Source organism: Leptolyngbya sp. FACHB-60 (genome assembly GCF_014695775.1).
Lineage (GTDB): Bacteria > Cyanobacteriota > Cyanobacteriia > Phormidesmidales > Phormidesmidaceae > Nodosilinea.
The window spans coordinates 1-21,332 of record NZ_JACJOX010000050.1; the positions used below are offsets into that span (position 1 = coordinate 1).

The 21,332-nt window shown below is 50.9% G+C and carries 22 protein-coding genes, 1 tRNA gene and 2 pseudogenes; 8 read left to right on the plus strand and 17 right to left on the minus strand.

The window, feature by feature from the left end:
• Positions 1-164, minus strand: a pseudogene (locus H6F57_RS19080) (photosystem II D2 protein (photosystem q(a) protein)); the annotation flags it as partial.
• A gap of 440 nt (positions 165-604) precedes the next feature.
• On the opposite strand from H6F57_RS19080, the gene H6F57_RS19085 reads away from it, so the two are divergent.
• The 6 genes from H6F57_RS19085 (at position 605) to H6F57_RS19110 (ending at position 3,979) form a co-directional block, all read left to right on the plus strand.
• Complete coding sequence (locus H6F57_RS19085; protein WP_190626599.1) at positions 605-880, plus strand: hypothetical protein; 276 nt, start codon at positions 605-607, stop codon at positions 878-880.
• Between the two features lie 28 nt (positions 881-908).
• Positions 909-1,598, plus strand: coding sequence for an ATP-binding cassette domain-containing protein (locus tag H6F57_RS19090; protein WP_190626600.1), 690 nt, complete (start codon positions 909-911; stop codon positions 1,596-1,598).
• A 111-nt stretch (positions 1,599-1,709) separates the two neighbouring features.
• On the plus strand, positions 1,710-1,937 hold the full coding sequence (locus H6F57_RS19095) for a DNA-directed RNA polymerase subunit omega (protein ID WP_073610122.1): 228 nt from the start codon (positions 1,710-1,712) through the stop codon (positions 1,935-1,937).
• A 23-nt stretch (positions 1,938-1,960) separates the two neighbouring features.
• Entirely contained in the window at positions 1,961-2,329 is a 369-nt protein-coding gene (locus H6F57_RS19100) for a DUF1818 family protein (RefSeq protein ID WP_190626602.1), read from the plus strand.
• Positions 2,330-2,417: 88 nt separating this feature from the next.
• Positions 2,418-2,491, plus strand: a tRNA-Pro gene (locus H6F57_RS19105).
• Between the two features lie 108 nt (positions 2,492-2,599).
• Complete coding sequence (locus tag H6F57_RS19110) at positions 2,600-3,979, plus strand: carotenoid oxygenase family protein (protein ID WP_190626604.1); 1,380 nt, start codon at positions 2,600-2,602, stop codon at positions 3,977-3,979.
• Positions 3,980-4,000: 21 nt separating this feature from the next.
• Here H6F57_RS19110 and H6F57_RS19115 read toward each other — a convergent pair whose 3' ends face one another.
• From H6F57_RS19115 to H6F57_RS19145, 7 genes and pseudogenes are all read right to left on the minus strand, one after another.
• Complete coding sequence (locus tag H6F57_RS19115) at positions 4,001-4,366, minus strand: DUF4345 family protein (protein ID WP_190626605.1); 366 nt, start codon at positions 4,364-4,366, stop codon at positions 4,001-4,003.
• Between the two features lie 94 nt (positions 4,367-4,460).
• Positions 4,461-5,384: an alpha/beta hydrolase gene (locus H6F57_RS19120; RefSeq protein WP_190626607.1), complete on the minus strand. Its 924-nt coding sequence runs from the start codon at positions 5,382-5,384 to the stop codon at positions 4,461-4,463.
• A gap of 92 nt (positions 5,385-5,476) precedes the next feature.
• The gene (locus tag H6F57_RS19125; protein WP_190996088.1) at positions 5,477-6,220 is read right to left on the minus strand and encodes a hypothetical protein; all 744 of its coding nucleotides are present in this window, start codon (positions 6,218-6,220) and stop codon (positions 5,477-5,479) included.
• 126 nt (positions 6,221-6,346) lie between these two features.
• Positions 6,347-6,504: pseudogene (locus tag H6F57_RS27670) on the minus strand (transposase); the annotation flags it as partial.
• A gap of 121 nt (positions 6,505-6,625) precedes the next feature.
• Positions 6,626-7,249, minus strand: coding sequence for an NAD(P)H-binding protein (locus H6F57_RS19135; protein ID WP_190626610.1), 624 nt, complete (start codon positions 7,247-7,249; stop codon positions 6,626-6,628).
• Between the two features lie 80 nt (positions 7,250-7,329).
• A complete protein-coding gene (locus tag H6F57_RS19140; RefSeq protein WP_190626612.1) occupies positions 7,330-8,151 on the minus strand; it encodes an alpha/beta hydrolase in 822 nt (273 codons plus the stop codon).
• 141 nt (positions 8,152-8,292) lie between these two features.
• Positions 8,293-8,694: a DUF4278 domain-containing protein gene (locus tag H6F57_RS19145; RefSeq protein ID WP_199289678.1), complete on the minus strand. Its 402-nt coding sequence runs from the start codon at positions 8,692-8,694 to the stop codon at positions 8,293-8,295.
• A 173-nt stretch (positions 8,695-8,867) separates the two neighbouring features.
• Here H6F57_RS19145 and H6F57_RS19150 point away from each other — a divergent pair, with 173 nt between their 5' ends.
• Positions 8,868-12,545: an NB-ARC domain-containing protein gene (locus tag H6F57_RS19150; RefSeq protein ID WP_190626614.1), complete on the plus strand. Its 3,678-nt coding sequence runs from the start codon at positions 8,868-8,870 to the stop codon at positions 12,543-12,545.
• A 52-nt stretch (positions 12,546-12,597) separates the two neighbouring features.
• On the opposite strand, the gene H6F57_RS28100 is transcribed toward H6F57_RS19150, so the two are convergent.
• The 7 genes from H6F57_RS28100 to H6F57_RS19185 form a co-directional block, all read right to left on the minus strand.
• Positions 12,598-13,005, minus strand: a complete 408-nt coding sequence (locus H6F57_RS28100; RefSeq protein WP_313933589.1) for an FAD-dependent oxidoreductase — start codon at positions 13,003-13,005, stop codon at positions 12,598-12,600.
• A complete protein-coding gene (locus H6F57_RS28105) occupies positions 12,975-13,547 on the minus strand; it encodes an NAD(P)/FAD-dependent oxidoreductase (protein WP_190626618.1) in 573 nt (190 codons plus the stop codon). Before H6F57_RS28105 ends, H6F57_RS28100 begins: the two co-directional genes overlap by 31 nt.
• 108 nt (positions 13,548-13,655) lie before the next feature.
• Positions 13,656-14,327, minus strand: a complete 672-nt coding sequence (locus H6F57_RS19165) for a hypothetical protein (protein WP_313933586.1) — start codon at positions 14,325-14,327, stop codon at positions 13,656-13,658.
• A gap of 154 nt (positions 14,328-14,481) precedes the next feature.
• Positions 14,482-15,486 carry an SDR family oxidoreductase gene (locus H6F57_RS19170; RefSeq protein ID WP_190626619.1) on the minus strand — a complete coding sequence of 335 codons (1,005 nt, stop codon included), beginning with the start codon at positions 15,484-15,486 and terminating at the stop codon, positions 14,482-14,484.
• A gap of 122 nt (positions 15,487-15,608) precedes the next feature.
• Positions 15,609-16,433: an alpha/beta hydrolase gene (locus H6F57_RS19175; protein WP_190626621.1), complete on the minus strand. Its 825-nt coding sequence runs from the start codon at positions 16,431-16,433 to the stop codon at positions 15,609-15,611.
• A 379-nt stretch (positions 16,434-16,812) separates the two neighbouring features.
• On the minus strand, positions 16,813-17,154 hold the full coding sequence (locus tag H6F57_RS19180) for a heavy metal-binding domain-containing protein (RefSeq protein ID WP_190626868.1): 342 nt from the start codon (positions 17,152-17,154) through the stop codon (positions 16,813-16,815).
• A gap of 251 nt (positions 17,155-17,405) precedes the next feature.
• Positions 17,406-18,302, minus strand: coding sequence for an NmrA/HSCARG family protein (locus H6F57_RS19185; protein ID WP_190626623.1), 897 nt, complete (start codon positions 18,300-18,302; stop codon positions 17,406-17,408).
• 331 nt (positions 18,303-18,633) lie between these two features.
• Here H6F57_RS19185 and H6F57_RS19190 point away from each other — a divergent pair, with 331 nt between their 5' ends.
• On the plus strand, positions 18,634-19,152 hold the full coding sequence (locus H6F57_RS19190) for an NB-ARC domain-containing protein (RefSeq protein WP_199292404.1): 519 nt from the start codon (positions 18,634-18,636) through the stop codon (positions 19,150-19,152).
• 297 nt (positions 19,153-19,449) lie between these two features.
• Here H6F57_RS19190 and H6F57_RS19195 read toward each other — a convergent pair whose 3' ends face one another.
• Complete coding sequence (locus tag H6F57_RS19195; protein WP_190626625.1) at positions 19,450-19,782, minus strand: hypothetical protein; 333 nt, start codon at positions 19,780-19,782, stop codon at positions 19,450-19,452.
• Between the two features lie 83 nt (positions 19,783-19,865).
• Positions 19,866-21,071, minus strand: coding sequence for a sodium-dependent bicarbonate transport family permease (locus H6F57_RS19200; RefSeq protein ID WP_190626627.1), 1,206 nt, complete (start codon positions 21,069-21,071; stop codon positions 19,866-19,868).
• Positions 21,072-21,332: the final 261 nt, after the last annotated feature.

The window sequence follows — 21,332 nt, forward strand, 5'->3', positions numbered from 1 at the left end:
ACGAAGGTGGTGCCGGTCAGCCAGCCGCCTACGGCCATGAAGGCGCAGGGGAACAGCAGGATGCCCGACCACCCAATAAACACAAAGCGATCGCGCTTTAGCCAGTCGTCAAGAACGTCGAACCATCCTCGCTCGGCTTGCGCGCGTCCCATTGCTATGGTCATACGCTAATCTCCCTAACTATCTAACAACAAGGTATATACACGGAAGATGATGCCGCTACTTCTAAATCGAAGACAGCCAACTGACTAGATCAGTCAACTCCCTACCAATTATGAGTAGTGTTTACTATTCTTTACCGTACGTATCATTATAAGGGTTATTTTTAGGAGGGCTAGTCTTGGAACCCAGATTGTCTTTGAATTTCAGCGGTTTTGGTGAGTATTTTTGCTTATCCCTCAAGGGGAAAATTTTGGCTTGTCTAGTTCAGGCTGCTCTTAATTGTGGCTTAGCCTGAGTATCGGAAGGGAGCAGCGAGATCTCCTTACTCTGATCAAGACTGTAGTTGTCGAGTAGGAACCCTTACACTCTATATATAGATAGGCGAGCTTAGTTCAAGCTGCCTACGTCTCTAAATATTCTATTTACTGAGTAGTAGTCAACCATGTTCACGATCGAGTTAACGCTGAAACACACGCCAATGCCCCTCTCTGTGCAAAAGAAAGAACCAAGTGAGGCACAGGCTCTTTTTGGCTCGATTACAGAGAGCCTACGCAACAACAATGGTCACCTAATCGAAATCACCTGCGACCAACAGCCTCACAAACGCATCAGCATTTTGGGTAGCGAAATTGCAGCCGTCCAAATCTTTGAGAAAAGCGGTACCGCTACGGCATCGGGTCGCCCACCAGGGTTTTTCGCCCTAAGTAGCGATCAATAAGCGATCGCTACTCAAGGAGTCAAAATCAGTGCCTGGTAACATTGCTTCAGCTCAAGAGCCTAGTGCCATTTGGGTCAGTCGTTTGCAGTTCCAGTGGCCATCAGGGCTGTCAGTGCTGCAAGATTGCTCGCTCACGGTGCAGCCCGGTGAGTTTTGCATGCTGCTGGGCAACAATGGTAGTGGCAAATCAACTTTGCTAAAAATCCTTGGCGGGCTGCTGCAACCCCAAGCGGGAGAGTGGTCGGTTGAAAAGCCGTTGGGCTTTGTCTTTCAGAACCCCGACCACCAGTTGGTGATGCCTACTGTGGGGGCTGATGTGGCGTTTGGTCTAGTGGATGAGCACCTTCCCTTAGCAGAGATTCGCAATCGGGTTGACGATGCACTGTCTGCCATCAATCTGTTGGAGCTAAAACGTCGACCCATCTATGCGCTCAGCGGCGGGCAAAAGCAGCGGGTAGCAATTGCTGGAGCCATTGCCCGACATTGCCAGGTGCTATTGCTGGATGAGCCTACTGCCCTACTCGATCCCGATAGCCAAATTGATTTGGTGAAACGGGTAAGAAATCTGGTTAAAGAGCGGGGGCTGACGGCTCTATGGGTAACCCACAGACTGGTGGAACTCGACTACTGCGATCGCGCCTTCCTGCTGGAGTCGGGGCGAGTATTAGACGAAGGCAATCCGGCTCGCATTAAGCAGCGGCTACAAAGTCAAGTCTGAATATCCTCATGGTTGTCTAAAACCTAACGCTAGGCAATTACGCTCAACCGGAGGCGGTGATACCGAAAATTTTTGATAGGATGAGGGCTTGAGTTATTTATTCAGGTTGTTATGGCTAAGCGCTCTCCTTTCGATAGTACACAGGTTATGCGACGCACCGAAGACCTGATTCGGGCTGCTTCAAACCGCTACCGCATCACGGTGCAAGTAGCCAATCGAGCTCAGCGGAGACGCTTCGAAGATTTTGAAAACTACGAAGACCCTAAGATGAAGCCTGTGCTGCGAGCCATCATCGAGATGTCTGATGAGTTGACTCAGCCTGAAATTATTGGCGAGTAGTAGCGTCAAGGCTGGCCGCGTTCATGGGTGAGCGGTTTACAAAGGAAGGTAATGGGTGGCGGCTCGGCTGGGACGCCACCGCCCCCAAATACTGTGGACTGTTAGCTGGCTCTAATTGGGCCATAGAGTTAACCAAGACCGAGTTTCGTGCCTTTCGGCGGTTAGCGATGGAAATAAGTGAAACTATGCAGGCGATCGCCAGCGAGCTTATGGACGATGAACGCGTTACCTGTGAAGCAGAAGCCGATCACCTATGGATAGAAGCAGAGGGCTTTCCAGGAGCCTACGGCATACGGTTCATTCTCAAGTCAGGCCGTCAATGCGAAGGTGAGTGGGACGTGGAGGCGACCCAGCAAATGCTACAGGCCATCTTCCATCTCACGGTGTTTTAAGGATTTTCTAGAACCGGTTGCAAAATTCTCGGATTTCATCTGGCTGTGTACCGCCCTGTGTTATTCTAGGTAAGCACGATTAAAAGACCGGGGCGTAGCGCAGCTTGGTAGCGCACCACTTTGGGGTAGTGGGGGTCGTGGGTTCAAATCCCGCCGCTCCGATTGAGTTAAAAGCCGGAATCGCTGTTAAGCAGTGATTCCGGCTTTTTAAGTTCTGGCGTACTAAAGTACATTTCGGCGCATTTTGGCAGTACTTAACAGACTGGTCTTATGACAACCACCCTCAACCCCTACCTCACTGGTAACTTTGCCCCTGTCGAGACAGAGTTAACGGTCGATCAGCTGCCTGTCGTTGGCGAGTTACCAGCCGAACTGGCTGGCATGTTTGTTCGCAACGGTCCCAATCCTCAGTTTTCACCCTTGGGGCTTTACCACTGGTTCGATGGGGATGGCATGCTGCACGGCGTTCACATCCAAGACGGCAAAGCGAGCTACCGCAATCGCTATATTCGGACGCAGGGATTTGAACAGGAGCGACAAGCAGGGCAGGCCGTGTTTGGTGGATTGCTCCAACCGTCTCAGGCAGGCTTCAAAAACGTGGCCAATACAGCGCTTGTATGGCATCGCGATCGCCTGTTGGCGCTTTGGGAAGGGGGGGAACCACACGCGATTGATGTGCCCGGGCTAGAGACAATTGGTGCCCACACCTTCAACGGCAAGCTGGCCTCTCCCGTGACTGCCCATCCTAAAGTGGATCCGGTTACCGGGGAAATGATGTTCTTTGGGTATTCGCTAGCCCAACCGCCCTACGTCAAATACAGTGTGGTGTCGGCTAAGGGAGAACTGTTGCGAACAGTCCCGATCGATCTGCCGGTAGGGGTGATGATGCATGACTTTGCCATCACAGAGCACTACACCCTTTTCATGGATTTGCCCCTCACCTTCCGCTTGGAGCGACTCCAACGGGGAGAATCTGCCTTTGCCTTTGAGCGCGATCGCCCCAGTCGATTTGGAATTCTGCCTCGCCATGGCGATAACGGGACGATTCGCTGGTTTGAAGCACCCAGTTGCTATGTCTTCCATACCCTAAATGCCTATGAGGCTGGGGATGACATTGTTTTAATCGCTTGTCGCACAGGTAGCACCAACGTTTTGGGGGCGTCTCCTGATGCCCACGAGGGAGACAATCGCCAGGTTGGCAATGACGTGCCTTTGCTCTACCAGTGGCGGTTTAACCTGAAGACAGGAGCTGTGCAAGAACAGGCTCTCGACGATCGCGCCTGCGAGTTTCCTCGTATCAATGAGCAGTATTTGGGTAGGCAGTCCCATTATGGCTACGCTGGCAAGAGTGCGCCTGCCACGATGCCGAAGTTTGATGGATTACTAAAGTTTGACCTAGACAATAGGAGCGTGCAGGCTCATTCGTTTGGAACCGGACGCTATGGTGGCGAAGGGGTCTTCGTACCGCGGCCAAACGCAACCGTCGAGGATGATGGCTGGTTGATGACCTTTGTGCATGATGAAGCCCAAAACATGTCTGAGTTAGTCATCGTCAGCACGCAAGCGATGACAGATGAACCCGTTGCCCGCATTCAAATGCCGCAGCGGGTCCCCTATGGCTTTCATGGCACTTGGGTTTCCTTGCCATAGTGCCAATGAGCTGGTTCCGGCTCAAGCCTGCCACATCCAACTCAGCAAAAACAGAGCCCCCAAGCAGGCTTCCGCCACCACACCGCCAATATTTTTGAGGGTGACGCTGCGGTCAACGATGCTAGATATCAATCGCACGGCCGCAGCCACTAAAGAAGCCACCCCTAGGACGGTAAAGGCATCTGTAGACTGCAACCACAAACAAGTGGCTCCCAGACCCAGAAAGAAACTACCCAGGGTTGAGCGAATTTCAGAAACCCCGACCGGAGCGATGGGACCAAGACCCACAAAGGCAGCCATTGTTTTGGGAAAGAGCAGTGCTGCTCCCCCCAGCAGCATCAAGAGCACTGACGCTAGATTGGGAGCAATCTGAATGGAAGTTTCCACAGGCATTACGGAATTACGACTCCCTCTATTGGAGGCGATTAGGATTGGGGCAGGGTACTGTCGGTTGGTAGACTTCCTGCTGCCTCTAGCTCTCCTATCTCTCAATTTGCTGGGCAAAGGACAGCAGGTGATCCGCAACGACCTGGGGTTGATCAAAGTGGGGAACATGCCCGGCTCCCTCAACCCAGACCAGCTGACTACCCGCAATTGCTTGCTCAAACCGGGTGGCATCTGCTGTTCCGAAGACATCGTCTGATTTTCCCCACAAAATGAGGGTGGGATGCGTGACTTGGGTGATGCGATCGCTCAAGTTCGCGTAACCCCCACTTCGCGTAAAAGATGCGATCGCATCCTTCCAGCCCGGCATCTCCTGATGCAGCAATGAGCAGCGCAAGGCGTCAAGCAGGCTCACATCCAATATCGGTAAGGCTGAGGCAGCAGCCAGAGCAGCATGTTTGCGAAAATACAGCCAATTTGCGCCCAGTTCGATTAGTGGACTTGGGAGAAACTGCCCTACGGGAAAGCTGCCAGAAAAGCCGACGCTGTCCATTAGAACGAGCGATATCACCCAGCTCGGATAATGCAAAGCAAAGTCAATCGCTACGGCTCCTCCCAAAGAGGCTCCCACCAAAATGACAGGTCGCCCAATCCAGGCTTTTACAACGCTAAGCAGATGTTGCCGGATGGTCTGGGGATTGACCGCCAGCGTGGCTATGTATTCGGTAAATCCTGAACCCAACAAGTCAATCGCCCAAGTTTCGTGACGATGCGCCAGCAAGGGCAATAACCGCCGAAATTCCAGCAGGGAACTATCAAATCCGTGCAGCAGCAGAATAGGGATTGTGCCAGGTACAGGAGTTGATGAATCAGGACTGTAATGGGCATAGGCGGTTGCGATCGCCGTTGTACTTTCCCTCACCGGCACTTGAACAACACGACGCTGAATGCATTGCAGCAGGGCGATAGCGGCCCCATCTTGGATCTCACGCGTGGAGGACGGTAAAAAATGAGCAAACATGCGTCTCACCCCAAAACGGGCAACCCTGTCAGTACTAGGCCCCAAATGGCAAAGCTGCTATATCCTAGGCCGTCAAGGCAGGGGGGAGTCGCTTATTCGGCAAATAGTTTAGTAATATCTCCCTGAAACGGTGGCTCTGCACACTCAGCATCACAAAGAAAGTTTGCCTTAAAGGTGCGATCGCTTACCCAGGTAAAGCTACTCAAATCAGCAGGGGCAACTGTGTAGTCAAACATCTTAGATTCTCCGGTCTGGAGATCCAACGCGATGAACCAGGTAACCCCTTCCATTGATTCGGCAAACACGGCGTAACGTTCATCTGGTGACCACTGGACCCAATTTTGTCCACCGTACTTAGCGATAGAGATTTGCTGCACTTTTCCAGCTTCACGGTCAACAAGAAACACAGCCCAACACAAACCGGTTTCATCGGTCAAACCTTCGCAGGCTTTGAAGACGTTAAATCTGCCCGATGGGGATGGCTCTGAAACGAACAGCCGCTGAGCATAGGTGACAGTGCCATCACTCGTATAGCTCACTGGAATCTCATTGAGCAGCAATTTCTCCTGATAAAGTAGTTGTCCTTCCTGGCTAAAGGTCAGCCCTTGCGCAGATTCACCCTTTAGGATCGACCTCCACTGCTGCACACCCGGAGTGCTCGGTGCAGCTGGTACAACAGAGGTTGCTGGAGAGGATACAGCATTCGGCGTAGACGCTATAGCACCTGTGTTTGGCTGGGGGCTGAGCCGGTTATACCCTGCGATCGCACTCCAGATCAGCAAGAAAACTCCAGAGAGATAAAACAATAATTGCGTTTTACGGGTGTAGTTGTTCATCTTCAGGGGCATCTCACAGTGCTAATACCACTATAAAGTTCTCTCCGGAGTAGCCCTGGTCTACATGACCACCTCCAACATTGAGAGTCGGTCACGGATAGCATCAAAGCCCACGACGGCCCCTAAGCGTTCTGGACATATTGGCCTTAGTCACTAGCACTCCGAGGACAAATCCTTGGGAATCGACGACGATATGGCGTTTGCAACCCTTAATCTTCTTGCCACCGTCGAAGCCGTAGACTTCCCCTTTTTTCTGTCGTTTTTACTGATTGTGAGTCAGCGCTAGCGACGCTAGAGTCTGGGTCTTGATTCATCCCTTCCTTTTACCTACGCTACGAGCGATCGCCGTCAAACTGTTTGCAGTACACCTCAACGTGTCTACATCGTCGCGCATGCGCACGTTACTTATTTGTTAGCGATCGTGACGGCCCGATTCACATAGGTGTCTGTGGCTAACTGCTCGACGACGAACGTAGCCAGATCAGCGCGGGTTATCTGTCGGCCCTTCTCTACGCCTGCGAGCACGCGCACGGAGCCGACGGCTGGCTGGTCGTTCAATACGGCAGGGCGAACCAGCACATAGGGAGTTCCCGCCTGGGCGATCGCCTGCTCCATGGCAGTCTTATCTGCGGTAGAGCCACGCAGAAAGGTGGGTAGCAACAAAAGCCTGAACGGTAGTGACGCCTGCGCCTTGCTGTCTCCCACACCTAGAGCTGAGATTGCAATGATTCGGCTTGTGCCGTGCTGCTTTGCGGCTGCGACGACGGCGCGGGCAACCTGTTGTTCGATATCTGTCTTCCGCCACGGCGTTTTGCCGCCGACGGTATCGATCACAGCGTCCTGGCCGGCTGTTGCGTGGGATATTGCTGCTTGATCGGCTGCATCCCCAGTAAGGACGCGAACGTTGGGTGGGGAGTTGTATCGGGCACTATCGCGGACAAAGGCTGTCACGTTGTGGCCAGCGGCAACGGCTTGGTCTACCACCTGCCTTCCCGTCTTGCCCGCCGCTCCGATTACTAAAACATTCATCGTGGTACCTATTTGGGGTGGACTGCGAAGCAGGTCAATGGTTAAGGCTTTTCACCTTAGCCATCGACCGATTACTTGCTCTACTCTGCGGTTGCAGCGTGCTCTATGAGGCTAGCGACGGCATCTGGATGAGAAACCATCACGACATGGGATGCGCCACTGACGACCACCGTTTCCTTCGAGTTGGCGCGCTCCGCCATGAACGAGAGGGCTGCCTCGGGAATATTTAAGTCGCGATCGCCATAGATGAACCAGGACGGGATGGACTGCCAGGCAGGTGTACTCGAGGCTTCGTTAAGAGCAGCCTCTGTAATCGGTCGCTGGGTGCTAGCCATTAGCTGTGCAGCGGCGTCCGGCACATCAGCCGCAAACTGAGCGTGGAACTTGTCTTGCTGAATATAAAGATCTTTGCCGCCATCAGGTGTGGCAACTGGTGGTGCGAGCGCTGGCCCAAGCGTGCTGCCAGGATAACGTCCTGAGAGTTCGACGGCAGTCTCGCCTGTATCGGGAGCGAAAGCCGCAACATAGACGAGTGCCTTCACGTTGTCGTTGTCATTGACCGCATTGGTGATCACTGCACCGCCATAGGAGTGGCCGACTAACACTGTAGGCCCCTCAATGCTTTTGAGAACGTTGGCAACATAGTCCGCGTCGCTTTTCACTCCCCGTAGAGGATTGGCTACGGCAACCGTTGAGTAACCTTTCTCGTGCAGTTGGGTCAAGACGCCATTCCAGCTAGACGACTCAGCGAATGCACCGTGAACGAGAACGATAGTGGGTTTGATGTCTTGTGCGTTTGTGGTGTTCATGACAGGTCCTAATGAAGTGATTAGAGTAGTTCCTAAAAAGAGCGCAGCGGTCAAAAACAAGCGGGTGCCGTTTCTAAAAGCAGGCATTTTCATGTCTTGGTATCCTTTGTGTTCGTTTTCTTGTTAGTCAAAGCAATTACCTCTTTGAGCCCTTTTCTAAAGGTTAGCCAGTGCGATCGCAAAGCCGTCGGCAAGTGTAACTAGTAATGAGGAATTGCAGAATAAACTCAAGAATCAGAAAGCTCTGATAAGTTTTGAAGCGTTTGTAGCCTGAGTAACTATGCTAATTTCTTTCTGTACAGCGTTATTCACAAGGTAGGGATTTCCTCGATACATCAATTTATGAGTTGCTGGTTGCACAGAACCTTCACTCTGCTTTGCATTCGGCTCGATACGATAGGGAACTCCACGGTAAACCAACTTATAAGCGTGACCAGCGCCACGAATTGGCTGAGAGGGCTGTCTTCTGGTCTGGCTTTCAAGCTTAAAGGGATCGTATTCGTAGCTAACACCGCGATAGTAGAGTTTCATGATTACACCTTTTGAATGAATGTCATAGGTTAAATTCAATGCGATCGGAGGTGCTAACTCGACATTATTTATTTCGTTGTCATCATTCTTCAACAGATATTCCATTGAGACCACGCAAGTTCCTCCAGTTAAGCCGCAACTTATCGTGAAGCGTGGTATTCTTCGGGAAAAAAGCCCTGATTTGGTGGTTCGCCATTCGTACAATTCGTACAAAAGAATGCAGCCCCTCATAAAAGAGTAAAAAGACTTGCTTAGCCCTTTAATCCAGCAATTTGCTTATGGATACCAATGGCAAGAAATCCAAACGCAGTAGAGTTGCCTCTACACGAGTGAGAGGAGTGATTCTGTCACCGCATGGATGGCAGCGATTTCAAGTGGCCAAACAGCAAGCAGAATCGGAGGAAACCTGGGGTAAGCGGTTCACGCAGGAAGATCTCATCGAGCGCACAGAACTTTCCTCCAATACCCTATCCCGAATCCTCAATCGCGAACTTGGTGTCGATCGGCAGTCGCTCGAGATCCTGTTTCAGGCATTTGGGCTGGAACTCACAAAGGCTGATTATACGCCTCCTGCCGCAGCCTCTAAAATGTTAGAGTCGCAGCGAGAAGATCCGCAACAAGACTGGGATAGTGCAGTTGATGCCTCAGTGTTTTATGGTCGTGAAACCGAATTGGCGCAACTGTGGCAGTGGGTAGTAACTGAACGCTGCCGCGTAGTTGGGCTACTGGGGCTCGGTGGGATTGGCAAAAGTACGATTGCCGTCAAAGCAGCGCTACAGATGCGGTCTGAGTTTGAGATTGTGGTGTGGCGATCGCTTGCCAACGCACCCTCGTTTGATGGGCTCCTGACCAGCCTACTGAAATTTCTGATGCCGATTCAGGGAGATGATCCGATTATCCCGGCTACGCTCGATGAGAAGCTTGTCTTATTGATGCAGTACTTGCGATCGCAGCGGTGTCTGTTGATTTTGGATAATGCTGAAACCATTCTGCACAGTGAGCAGGTGGGTCAGTGGCAATCGGGGTATGAAGCTTACGGGCAATTTTTAAGAACACTGGGAGAAACACCCCATCAAAGCTGTTGCCTGCTGACCAGCCGTGAAAAACCCCGCGAAATCGCCCTGTTGGAGGGCGAACAGAGCGTAGTGCGATCGCTTTCTCTCAGTGGACTCACGTCCGATGATGGACGCGCCATTTTTCAGCAAAAAGGAGCGTTTACGGGTTCACAAGCCGAGTGGCAAACCCTGGTCAATCATTATGGCGGCAATCCTCTGGCGCTGAAGCTGGTTGCCTCTGCCACACAAGATTTGTTCGACGGCAGTGTTGCAGAGGTTCTAACCTATCTTGAGCAGGGCGTTTTTGTCTTTGAAGACATCCGTGATTTGCTCGCTCGCCAATTCAATCGCCTATCGATAGAGGAACAGAAAATTCTCTACTGGTTTGCTATTCACCGAGAACCGGTTGCGATCGCAGAGATTCGTGAAAACGTTATCGGTGTAGCTTCTGGGCAGACCGTTCCCCAACAAGTAAATTCACTGCTCCGGCGATCGCTACTCGAAAAAACAGATGGATTATTTTTCTTGCAGCCCGTGGTGATGGAGTATGTCACGGAACGGTTGATACAACAGGTTTGTACAGAATTTGCAAACCGACAGCTTGATCTATGGCAAAGTCACCCATTAATGCGGGTACAGGCGAAAGACTATATCCGAGAAATGCAACTGCGATTAATTTTGCAGCCTGTGATGGAATGGCTTTTATCGGCATACCGAAACCTGTCGGAAGTTGAAAACAGAGCAAGGCTACTTCTCGCACAACAACGGTCAGAATACGAAGCAGGATATGCGGCAGGCAATTTAATCAACCTGCTGGTGCAGCTCAAAGTAGATTTGCAGGGTTCCGATTTTTCTAAACTTGTAGTGCGGCAAGCCGACCTGCGGCAGATTAATTTGGTAGGGGTCAATTTTCAAAATTCTGATTTAGCAACATCCCTTTTTTCAGAGACTTTGGGGGTACCAACATCGGTTGACATTAGCCCAGATAGCCAAGTTTTTGCTGTGGGCGATATTAATGGTTTTGTGTATTTGTGGAATATTGCATCCCATCAACTCATTGCGACTTTTGAAGGGCATGAAGGCGGGGTTTGGGCAGTTGCCTTTAGTCCCGATGGCACAACACTGGCGAGTGCTGGCAATGATGCAACGGTACGATTGTGGAATGTGCAAAGTGGTGATTGCTTGAGGGTTTTGGCAGGGCACACGGGCCGAATTTGGTCTTTAAGTTTTAGTGCTAATCATCAATGGTTAGCCAGTGGTAGTGATGATCAAACCGTGAGAGTGTGGAATTTACAGGGTGACTGCTTACACGTTTTGGAAGGGCACACCAAAAACGTTTATTCTGTTCATTTCTCACCAAACCATCCAATTTTAGCCAGCGGCAGTAAGGATACCTCGATTCGGATTTGGGATGTTGAGACTGGAAAATGTCTAAATGTGTTGCAAGGACATGCTTCCGGTGTTCGCTGCGTGCGCTATAGCCCGGATGGTCAACGGTTAGCAAGTAGCGACCTTGATGGTTGCATTCAACTATGGAGTCATCCACCTAATTCTAAAACTTATTCATTTAATCCTGAATTATCGCTGCGGGGGCATACTAACTGGGTTCGGAACATTGTATTTAGTCCAGAGGGTGACACCTTAATCAGCGGCAGTGATGATGGTACCCTTCGGTTTTGGAATGTTCAAGACGGATACTGTACGAATATTCTGGGCGAGCAAACGGTATCGGTACTGATGGCGCTCGCTATCAGTACCGATGGTCAGACCTTGATCAGTGCCAACCAGGAGCGAACCGTGCGGTTGTGGCAGATGCCAAGTGGGCAAAGCCTCAAAACGCTAAGCAGCTATACCTATGGAGAACACGCCTTAAGTTTTAGTCCTGTCACAGTTACGGCAGCTCAAAACCAAAATGATTCTGCCTCAGCGGGAACTGGGTTGCCGCATCAACTGCTGGCTACTAGTAGTAGTCAAGCGGGAGCGATTCACTTATGGCAGTGGCAGGTTGATGGCGAGCTACTCAGTTCGACTCCCTGGAAAACTATCTACCGAGAAAACAGCCTGATTTCAAATTTGAGCTTTAGCCCGGATGGTCAAACCATTGCCACCAACGGGCAGGATGGCTCCATTTTTGTATGGGATGTGCAAACAGGACAAGGCGATCGCTGGATTGCTCACAATGCTCCTGTATTAGCGGTGCTGTTTAACCCCGTTGGGCAAACCCTGGCAAGCAGCAGCCGTGACCGCACAGTGCGTCTGTGGAATGTACAAACTCACCAATGCTTACACGTGCTGGAGGGGCATCAAAGCAGCATGCGGATGATCGCCTTTGATCCTCAAGGCCAAATGTTGGCCAGTGGCAGCTATGACCAAACCATTCGGCTATGGGACGCGCAAACCGGGGAGTGTCTGCGGGTGATAGAAGGACACAAGGGCGGAGTTTACACGCTAGCCTTTCATCCAACTGAGCCGATTCTGGCGAGTGGCAGCTTTGATCAAACCATCCGGTTATGGGATGTGCAAAGTGGATCCTGTTTAAGAATATTACAGGGGCATACCGGCATCGCGTTTACCCTCGCTATCAGCCCTGATGGTCAAACGCTGGCCAGCGGCAGTGATGACCAAACCGTTCGCCTCTGGAATTTGAAGACGGGAGAATGCCTTCATGTGATGGATGGACACACCAGTTGGATTGCATCCGTTGTCTTCAGCCCCGACGGTCAAATTCTATTGAGTGGAAGCTTCGATCGCACCCTAAAACTGTGGGATGTCGCTACAGGACATTGTATTAAAACGGTGAAAGGCGATCGCCTCTATGAAGGCATGAATATTCAAGGCGCAACAGGGCTGACGAATGCTCAAAAAACGACATTAAGAGCATTAGGAGCAATTTCACAGTGAAGCGATTGTTTACAGCACTACCTGCTTAGGCTCATAGCTCCTTATTGCTGATTCACCTAAGCTGAACCAGATTTTCCTCAGTCAAAGTGTGATTGATGGCCACAGCAGCAAGCGTCCCAATCGCGACTGCTACGGCAATCTGTGAGTAAGGGCTAGACACATCGCCCACTGCATAAAGTCCAGGAATCGAGGTTTGCTTACTCTCATCTACTTGTACGATGTCATTGCTGCCAAATTTACACCCTAACTTTGTGGCTAGATGGCTGTGCTGATACGATGGAGGGCGCAGCAATATACCACGACGGGGCAGCACTTCATTGTTGGTAAAGACGATCCCTGTTAGTTTGTCATCTTGATATTCGAGTCGAGCAATTTTTTCTTCGCGTAGCTGAACTCCCCAATTTGATAACTGCTGTCGTTGCTCATGGGTTAATTCGGCAGGACCATCTGAACAGAGCACCAAATCGCGCAGCTGGTCAGCATGAATGTCATTTCAAGTCCTACCTCGCCTTTGCCATAAATGGCTAAAGGTTGATCTCGCACTTCCCAACCATGGCAGTAAGGACAGTGGAAAATGCTGCCACCCCAAAGTTCTGCAAATCCATCAATTGCTGGAAGTGAATCTTTCATGCCCGTGGCTAGCAATAGTTTGCGACCGACAAATTGATTGCCATCGCTTAGGGTCACTTGAAAGCGATCGCCCAATTTTTGAGCATCAACCACTTCACCCACCTGAATTTCAACACCATCGTAAAGACTCAATTGCTCTCGTCCAATTTGCAGCAGTTCTGTAGGTGAAATTCCATCTCTAGAAAAGAAACCATGGGCAGCATGAGCAACTTGATTACGTGGCTTTCCAGCATCACAGAGCAAGACCCGCTTGCAGGCTCGTCCGAGCATCAAGGCCGCAGTCAAACCGGCTGGGCCACCACCAATGATGATGACATCAAAAACATTAGTGTGTAAGTTAACGTTCATAGCTTGTTCTACTGTTGTCAGCATTGAGTTACAGTCAAAGAAAATTGAAACTTGCCATCGAGTGGTGTAGATAAAGAAGGCGAATGTTTTGACCAATCGCCTTCTTTAAGCAGATTTGCTTAGCCAAGACACTTATGCAGTAACCCCATCTTCAAAAGCAGAACTGCTAGGTGTTAAACCCACGATATCTGCATAGGCGGCAGCGATCGCACAAGCACTGACCGGAATCGTCACGAGCAGGCCCACACCTAGTAGCAAAACACCCGCTAGATTTAGTAGTACCAACACAAAAGCAAAACCAAGAAAAGAGAACCAATTCTTAGAAATCAGCTTGCGGCTAAACTCCATTCCAACCCAGAAATTCATCTTCCTTTCGAGTACTAAAGGTAGTGCAAAGATATAGGCGACTGCGAGGTAAATACCAGGAACGAGAAGCAGTAACAACCCAATACCAACTGCTAGGCTAGAAACGAGGCTGACCAGGAGAAGGGGCAGGTAGTTATTGAACCCCCTGAAGAAATCGCCAAACGTTGTAGCGCGATTTTTCAAAAGCTTAAATGCTACGATTAAAAATCCTGCATTTAAGGGAGCAGAAATGAAGAGGCTGATGAACCCCTCCAGAGTAACAGACTGGCTAGCTTTGGCGATCGCAACATTAACCAAGAAAAACACAAGTGTAAAGCCAGCAAACTCAACAGGATTTTTCTTGAATATATTCCAGCCGCTGCCAATATACTCGCCAATCTTAACTGTGTAGGCTTCTTGAAGTATGCCTTCAAGCCCCATCGATCTGTAATTTTTCACAATTGTTCTCTCCAAAATACTGTGTGCGTCGAGTTGAAAGTAAGAGAAATTTAAAACGTGCCATTGGATTAAGTTAGGCAATCGCAACTGCATGGACTAACGTGGAATCAACCGTCACGCCATGCTTGGTTGCGACACCATAACAACACAGTCTTTATCCCGAAATGCCCCCCAGCATGGCAATCAATCCGCTGGCCGCAACTACTGTGATCGCGCTCCATTTGATAGGTGGATTGCGATCGAGCCAATCCGTAAAGCTGGGTACGCTCAACTTGCTAAAGTCGCCCTCTACAACGTCGTAACCAGAGAGTGGGGCATATAGGTTGTCGGGTGCATCTGGTGATTTTGGCTCACCGGTCAGTTGAGCAGTAAAGCCAACCTGAAGAAATAAGCGATCGACAATTGCCGGGGCAATGCGTTGCAGCATCTCTAATACTCGCCCCATATCACCTACAACAAAGTCACGGGTAGGATGCTCAGCCACATATAGAATGGCATCGGCAACGGTGCTGGGTTTGTTGTAAGGCGGTAATCCAGCCGGCTCCACGCCCATCTTTGTCCGAATTTTGTTGAAAATGGGGGTATTCGTGATGGCGGGCATCACATTCGTGACGCTGATCGGCTGTTTTTGGTGCTGCAATTCAATTCGCAGAGAGTCTAAAAAGCCTGCTATGCCATGCTTGGAAGCCGCATAGGGACTTTGCAGGGGAAACGGCACTCTCGCCGCTAACGAAGAAACATGAATGAGCGCGCCGCCGCCTTGTTTGAGGTGTGGTAAAGCCACCATCGCGCCATAGGCTTGCCCATTCAGGTTGACATCAATGACTCTTCTAAATTCTTCCGGTGTGACTTGGTCAAACGGTGCAACAACGCTGGTTCCAGAAACATGTACCCAGGTATCAAGTCGTCCGTAAGTGGCAATGGCCTGATCGGCGATCGCTTTCACCTGTTCAAATTCGCTAACATCGGCAATGACGGCGATCGCGTCTCCGCCCAACTCTTTAATCTGATTCACTAACGTTGCCAACCCAAACTCGCTACGAGCAGCAACAACAACCTTTGCTCCTTTTTTGGCAAACCGCAGGGCGGTCTCTCTGCCAATTCCACTAGAAGCGCCAACGATGGCGACTACTTGCTGATTGATCGGCTTTAATTTCATGGGTTCTACTCCTAAAGTTGAATCTTTTTGAATCCAGTCCCCAATGCTTGCGGCGAATAATTGCCCATACTTACACTGGGGTTCATTTCTTTGAGAAAGATGTCTCACCGCAACGTCTGGTATCAGCCCTTGAGGAACGATAGAAGATCGTTGTTGAGTTGTTCTTTGTGCGTGTCGGTCAGACCGTGGGGTGCGCCGGGATAAATTTTTAGGGTGGAATGCTTCACCAGATTGGCGGCAGCGATCGCAGCGGCACCAATCGGCACAATCTGGTCATCGTCACCGTGGAGGATAAGTGTGGGCACGTCGAACTTTTTCAGATCTTCGGTGAAATCGGTTTCAGAAAAGGCCTTGATACTGTCGAAAGCGTTCTTGTGTCCCGCCTGCATGCCCTGGAGCCAGAACCAGTCGATCATGCCCTGAGAAACTTTGGCACCTGGACGATTAAATCCAAAGAAGGGGCCGCTAGCCAGGTCGCGATAGAGCTGCGAGCGATCGGCGATGGAGCCCGCCCGCAGACCATCAAACACCTCGATGGGCAAGCCATCGGGATTGGCCTCTGTTTTCACCATGAGCGGGGGTACCGCTGAGATCAGTGCCGCTTTGGCGACTCGGCTGGTGCCGTGGCGACCAATGTAGCGGGCCACTTCGCCGCCGCCGGTCGAAAAGCCAATCAGTGTGGCATCGGTGAGGCCTAGCGTTTCAATCAGCGTCGCCAGGTCGTCGGCGTAGGTATTCATCTCGTTGCCGTTCCAGGGCTGACTTGAGCGTCCATGGCCGCGACGATCGTGAGCGATCGCCCGAAACCCGTGGTCTGCTAGAAACAGCATTTGAGCTTCCCAGCTATCAGAATTTAGGGGCCATCCGTGGCTGAAGATAACGGGTTTTCCCGCACCCCAATCTTTGTAATAAATCTGTGTGCCATCTTGCGTTGTGATTGTGCTCATGGGATTTTTCCTCAAATAATATGGGTTGGGTTTAGTGCGAACGAAGGCGCTAACTCGACATTTACTTCGTTGTTCTCATTCTTCAACAGACACTCCATTTAGCCCACGCAATTTCTTTGAGTTAAGCCGCAACTTATTCCTCTTTTGCCACTATCTCTAGATAAAATCTGTAATGCTTGAATTGCACTCGTGAAATGTTTTTCCTAGTTGCCATGCCACGAAGAGATAAGGCATTTATTTTTTCCTGAGGCAACAGAAGAGGGAATAATTTACTTCTTACGACATCTTTTGGCCGGGAAGGCGAGGGAGTGAGTTTTCCCCCATCCCTCTCCCTTCCCATATCACTTGGTGTGCTCGACTTCCCTTGAAAAGTCGGCTTCTAAACGGTTTGAGGCTCCTGATAGCGTACAGCCGTTCCACTCACGGCAACCATCAACATACTGCTGCCACCGCCAGAATCGATTGTTTCGTAGTCCAAGGCGATGCCAACCACAGCATTTGCACCTAAAGTTTCTGCTTGATCAGTCAGCTCTTTTAGGGCAGTCTCTTTAGCTGCTCTAAGGGATTTCTCATAACTCGCTGAGCGCCCGCCTACCATGTCACGCATGGCTGCAAGAAAGTCTTTGAGAATATTTGCACCCAAGATAGTTTCGCTACTGACTATCCCGTAGTAATCAACAATTTTTTCGCCTTCAATCGTAGCTGTTGTAGCCAAAATCACTGTTCCGATCTCCTTAAAAAGCAATAGTTTCAAAGTACATTGAGAACGAGGAAGCCGCCTTCACCGCATTATTCAAAGGAACGAAATCGCTGACTCGACATTTACCTCGTTATTCTCATTCTTCAACAAACATTCCATTTAGCCCACGCAAGTTCATTGAGTCAACCTGCAACTTATGGTGAAGCGTGGTGTTCTTCAGAAAAAAGTCCCTGATTCAGTGGCTGTCTCTGATATTGAGTAGTTTCAAAGAATCATTGACCCGACACCGGCTGCGCTTCTGGCTGGTTCTGCCAATCGTGATCGCGCAAATAAGATTCAAAGTCAGTCTGTGCAGAAAAATCACGCTTCAACTGGGCTAGATCTGCCCCGTAGCCAACGTTCTCAAACCAGCGATACATGATGGTCAACTCCTCTCCGATTTGCTGCCCAAACGCTTCAAACGGAATTTGTTGGTATTCGACGGGCTTGCCTAAAACGCGGCTGAACGCAGCAGCAATTTCCGGCATGGTCATGTCCACACTGGCAAGTTCAACTTCGCCCTTCATGAAGTCTGCGGGGCGATCGAATACGTCAGCGACCATCTCCCCATAATCTTCTTCAGAAAGCTGCTGCAACTTCGTCTCAGGACTCAATGGCTGAAAGAGCTTTCCGGTCTCAAGCATCGGGCGCAGCAGGTTGTAGTTGTAGAAGAAGAATACGGGCCGCAGGATTGTATAGGGCAACTCGCTGGCTCGGATGTATTCTTCGACTTGAAACTTGCTGTCGAAGTGGGGAACACCCGTGTTGCGTTCGGCGCTACCCACCGAACTGTAGACGAAGTGCTGGATGCCCGCCGCTTTCGCCGCGTCTGCAACCGTTTTGCCCTGACGGCCTTCGGTGTCTAATCCATCTTGAAAGATCTGTAGCGAAAAAACGCCGTAGGCACCTTGCAAAGCGCGATCGAGGGAAGCGCGATCGTTGAGGTCTCCAACAGCGAGTTCTGCGCCTGCCTGTTGGAGGGCTTGAGCAGCAGGCTTGTTTGGGTCACGCACCAAGGCACGAACCTTGAAATTGCCGCGTTGTAAAAGATGATGGGCGATCGCGCTGCCCTGATTGCCTGTAGCGCCGGTGACTAGGATGAGGCGGTCTGTGCTGGTTGACTGTGTCATAACTGGTTTCTCACGATTGTTTGTGGAAGGGAATGGAAAGAGGACTTAGTGCCCGTCTATGGGTTTCATTGTTCAACGAGAACCTAATTCAGAACACTCAAGTTCTGTGCGTTAAGCACCGAGATAAGTTGAGATGGGTTTTCTATACGCAAAGGTAGACCTTTGAGTAAAACCATCTTGGGATACAGGTTGGATTTTGGATTTCAGAAATCTGGTGCTTCCCCGTACAATCTCACTCTTCTCAGGAGGTTGATTCCTTCTAACCCTTGCTGGCTAACCCATGGCTGACAATACTCAACAATCCAGACGCGGTAGAACGTCCTCTGCACGCATGAGGGGAGTCGTTCTATCACCCCATGGATGGCAACGGTTTCAAGCGACAAAGCAGCAAGTAGAGCCGGAGGAAAACTGGGGTAAGCGGCTTACCCAGGAAGATTTGAATGAACGCACTGGGCTATCTCTCAACACCCTGGCCCGGATTCTGAAGCGTGAACTGGGGGACGATCGCCAATCGTTAGAGATTCTCTTCCAATCTTTTGAACTGGAATTATTAAAGACCGATCATGTTTCTCCGATCGCATCGGTGGAAACGTTGTCTAGCCAGCTAGCCAATCCTCAGCAGAACTGGGACAATGCTGTCGATGCTTCCGTGTTTTATGGTCGTGAAACCGAGCTAGCGCAACTGTGGCAGTGGATGGTGGTAGACCGCTGCCGTGTGGTTGGGCTATTCGGAATTGGGGGCATTGGTAAAAGTACGATCGCGGTCAAAGCAGCCCTGCAAATGCAGTCTGAATTTGATGTGATCGTGTGGCGATCGCTTGCCAACGCCCCTTCCTCGATGATCTGCTAACTAGCCTGCTAAAATTTTTGATGCCGCTTCAAGGAAACGATCCTGTCATCCCTTCAACGGTGGACGGAAAGTTGTCGAAGGTGATGGAGTATCTGCGATCACAACGGTGTTTGTTGCTTTTGGATAATCCCGAAACCATTTTGCACAGCGAAAAGGTCGGTCAGTGGCAATTGGGGTATGAAGCCTATGGGCAATTTTGAGACCGACTTCGTCGTCGTCAACGTCCTGTAGGTCAGGAATATGATTACTAAAAAGCCGGGGCATGACCCCGGCTTTTTGAGTCTGCGTCGTCTCACTTCAACAGCCGTCTGGGCCGCAGAACTTGTGCGCGTACAGTACCTCCGCGTCACAGATATAAGCGATGCCCGCATAATTGTCGAAAAACTCCAATGCGACCCGATCCGAAATCTTCAGGGCCATATCCTGATTTTCGGTAAGCACCTCAAACTTTATATTCGAGGTTGTGTCAGAAACGCTGGGCTGTCCCGACGAGCGCACGCTGCGACTACCTTTACCACCAGTCTCCACTACCGTATAACCAGTTGCGCCGGCTTCGTCGATGATCTTAGCGACCTGCTTCAACAACACTTTTTCTGTGACGATGACGAGCTTTTTGGCTTGCTTAGCCATGTAGGTTACCTCCTTACATATATATTGATTGAACCACTGGTCTGCGGGTCAGGGGAGCACCGACAGACCGGAACCGTTTGGAATTAGCCACCCGTCATAGCCTGGGCAAGCCCGACGAAGAGCGGTATGCACAATGCGATCGCAACCGGGGTGCCGATGGCTGTGGACGCGCCGATGTAGGCGGAGGGGTTGGCCGACGGAATACCAGCTCGTAACGTGGGCGGTCCTGAGATGTCTGAACTGGAGGCGGCAATGACGGCCAGGAGCGCGACGCCGCCAGCGCTGAATCCCGTTACATAGTGGGCAATCATGCCGAGACCGAAGGCGATAAACCCATGCAAGAAGGGCGACACAAAGGCATATAGGGCGTACCACTGGGCCACCTGGCGCAGTTCGTTGAGTCTTGCCCAAGCCTCCATACCCATAATCAGCATCAGAATCGAAAGCAGGCCGCGGAAGAGAGGATCGTAGAAGCTTTCGTAAACACTTTCCGGTCGAGTGAGGATGCCTAGGGCAAGACCAAGCAGCAGTGCCGATAGAGCAGATCCCTGGATGCTTTCCCTCACGATGGGCCAGATCTTGACTCGGCTGCTTGGGGTGCCGCCCGACCCGCTGGAGTACCCGCCTGAGGAACCGCCAGACTCGCTGGGATATCCGTCTGCAGAACTACGTTGATCGCTGGTGGGATAACCGCCTACGGGAACGGGCTGGTCGATGGGAGCCCCGCCTACAGCAACCGGCTGCATGCCGATATACTCCTCATTTTTGAGATACTTCTCATTTTTGAGATACTTATCGCGCTTCTGCTTATTGGTGTAGATGCTAGCTATTACGATCGCAGTCACGAGCGCTGGGATATCCATGAAGGGATAGAGTGCGCCAGCCCAAGCCTCGTATTCGATGCCTTGCCCTTCCAGTACCGTGATGCCAGCGACCATGGTAGAACCACTCACGGCACCGAACAAGCCCCCAGTCGCAACGGCATCCACAACCTTGATGCCCGGCAGCTTAGCGAACGTGTAGCGCGCGATGAGCACGATTACGATCCCCGTTACCACGGCGAACAGCGCGGGCAGCAGCATCTCCGCCAGACTAGCATTTCGGATCGCCATACCGCCGGTTAGGCCGACTTTGATGAGCAGCATGAAGACGATGAACTTATAGATCGCATCGGGAATTTGCAGTTCGCTACCGAGAGCGGCAATGACGATCCCGCCAATCAGAAAGCCAAGGGTCGGGGACTGCAACTGCGCCCCAAAATTCGCTAAGAACTCGGACATGAAATCCATCAAAACCTCCTTCCACCTCCTCAACGAGGAGTGATTGTTGTGATAAGTGAGCTTTAGAAAAGAAAGGGTGAATCGCTTCACCCCTACAGCACAGGTGTTACGGGAGACCTGCCAACAGGATGTTTAGAGATAGCCGCTCTCTAGATAGGGGTGGAAGGTGTGGCTGTCCCGCACCGCCCTGAATAGACCCTTATCTATCAAGACCTAAATCTCTATGTGTTTAACTCTATCCTGAAACGCGCAGATTTTTGTGCTCCCCCA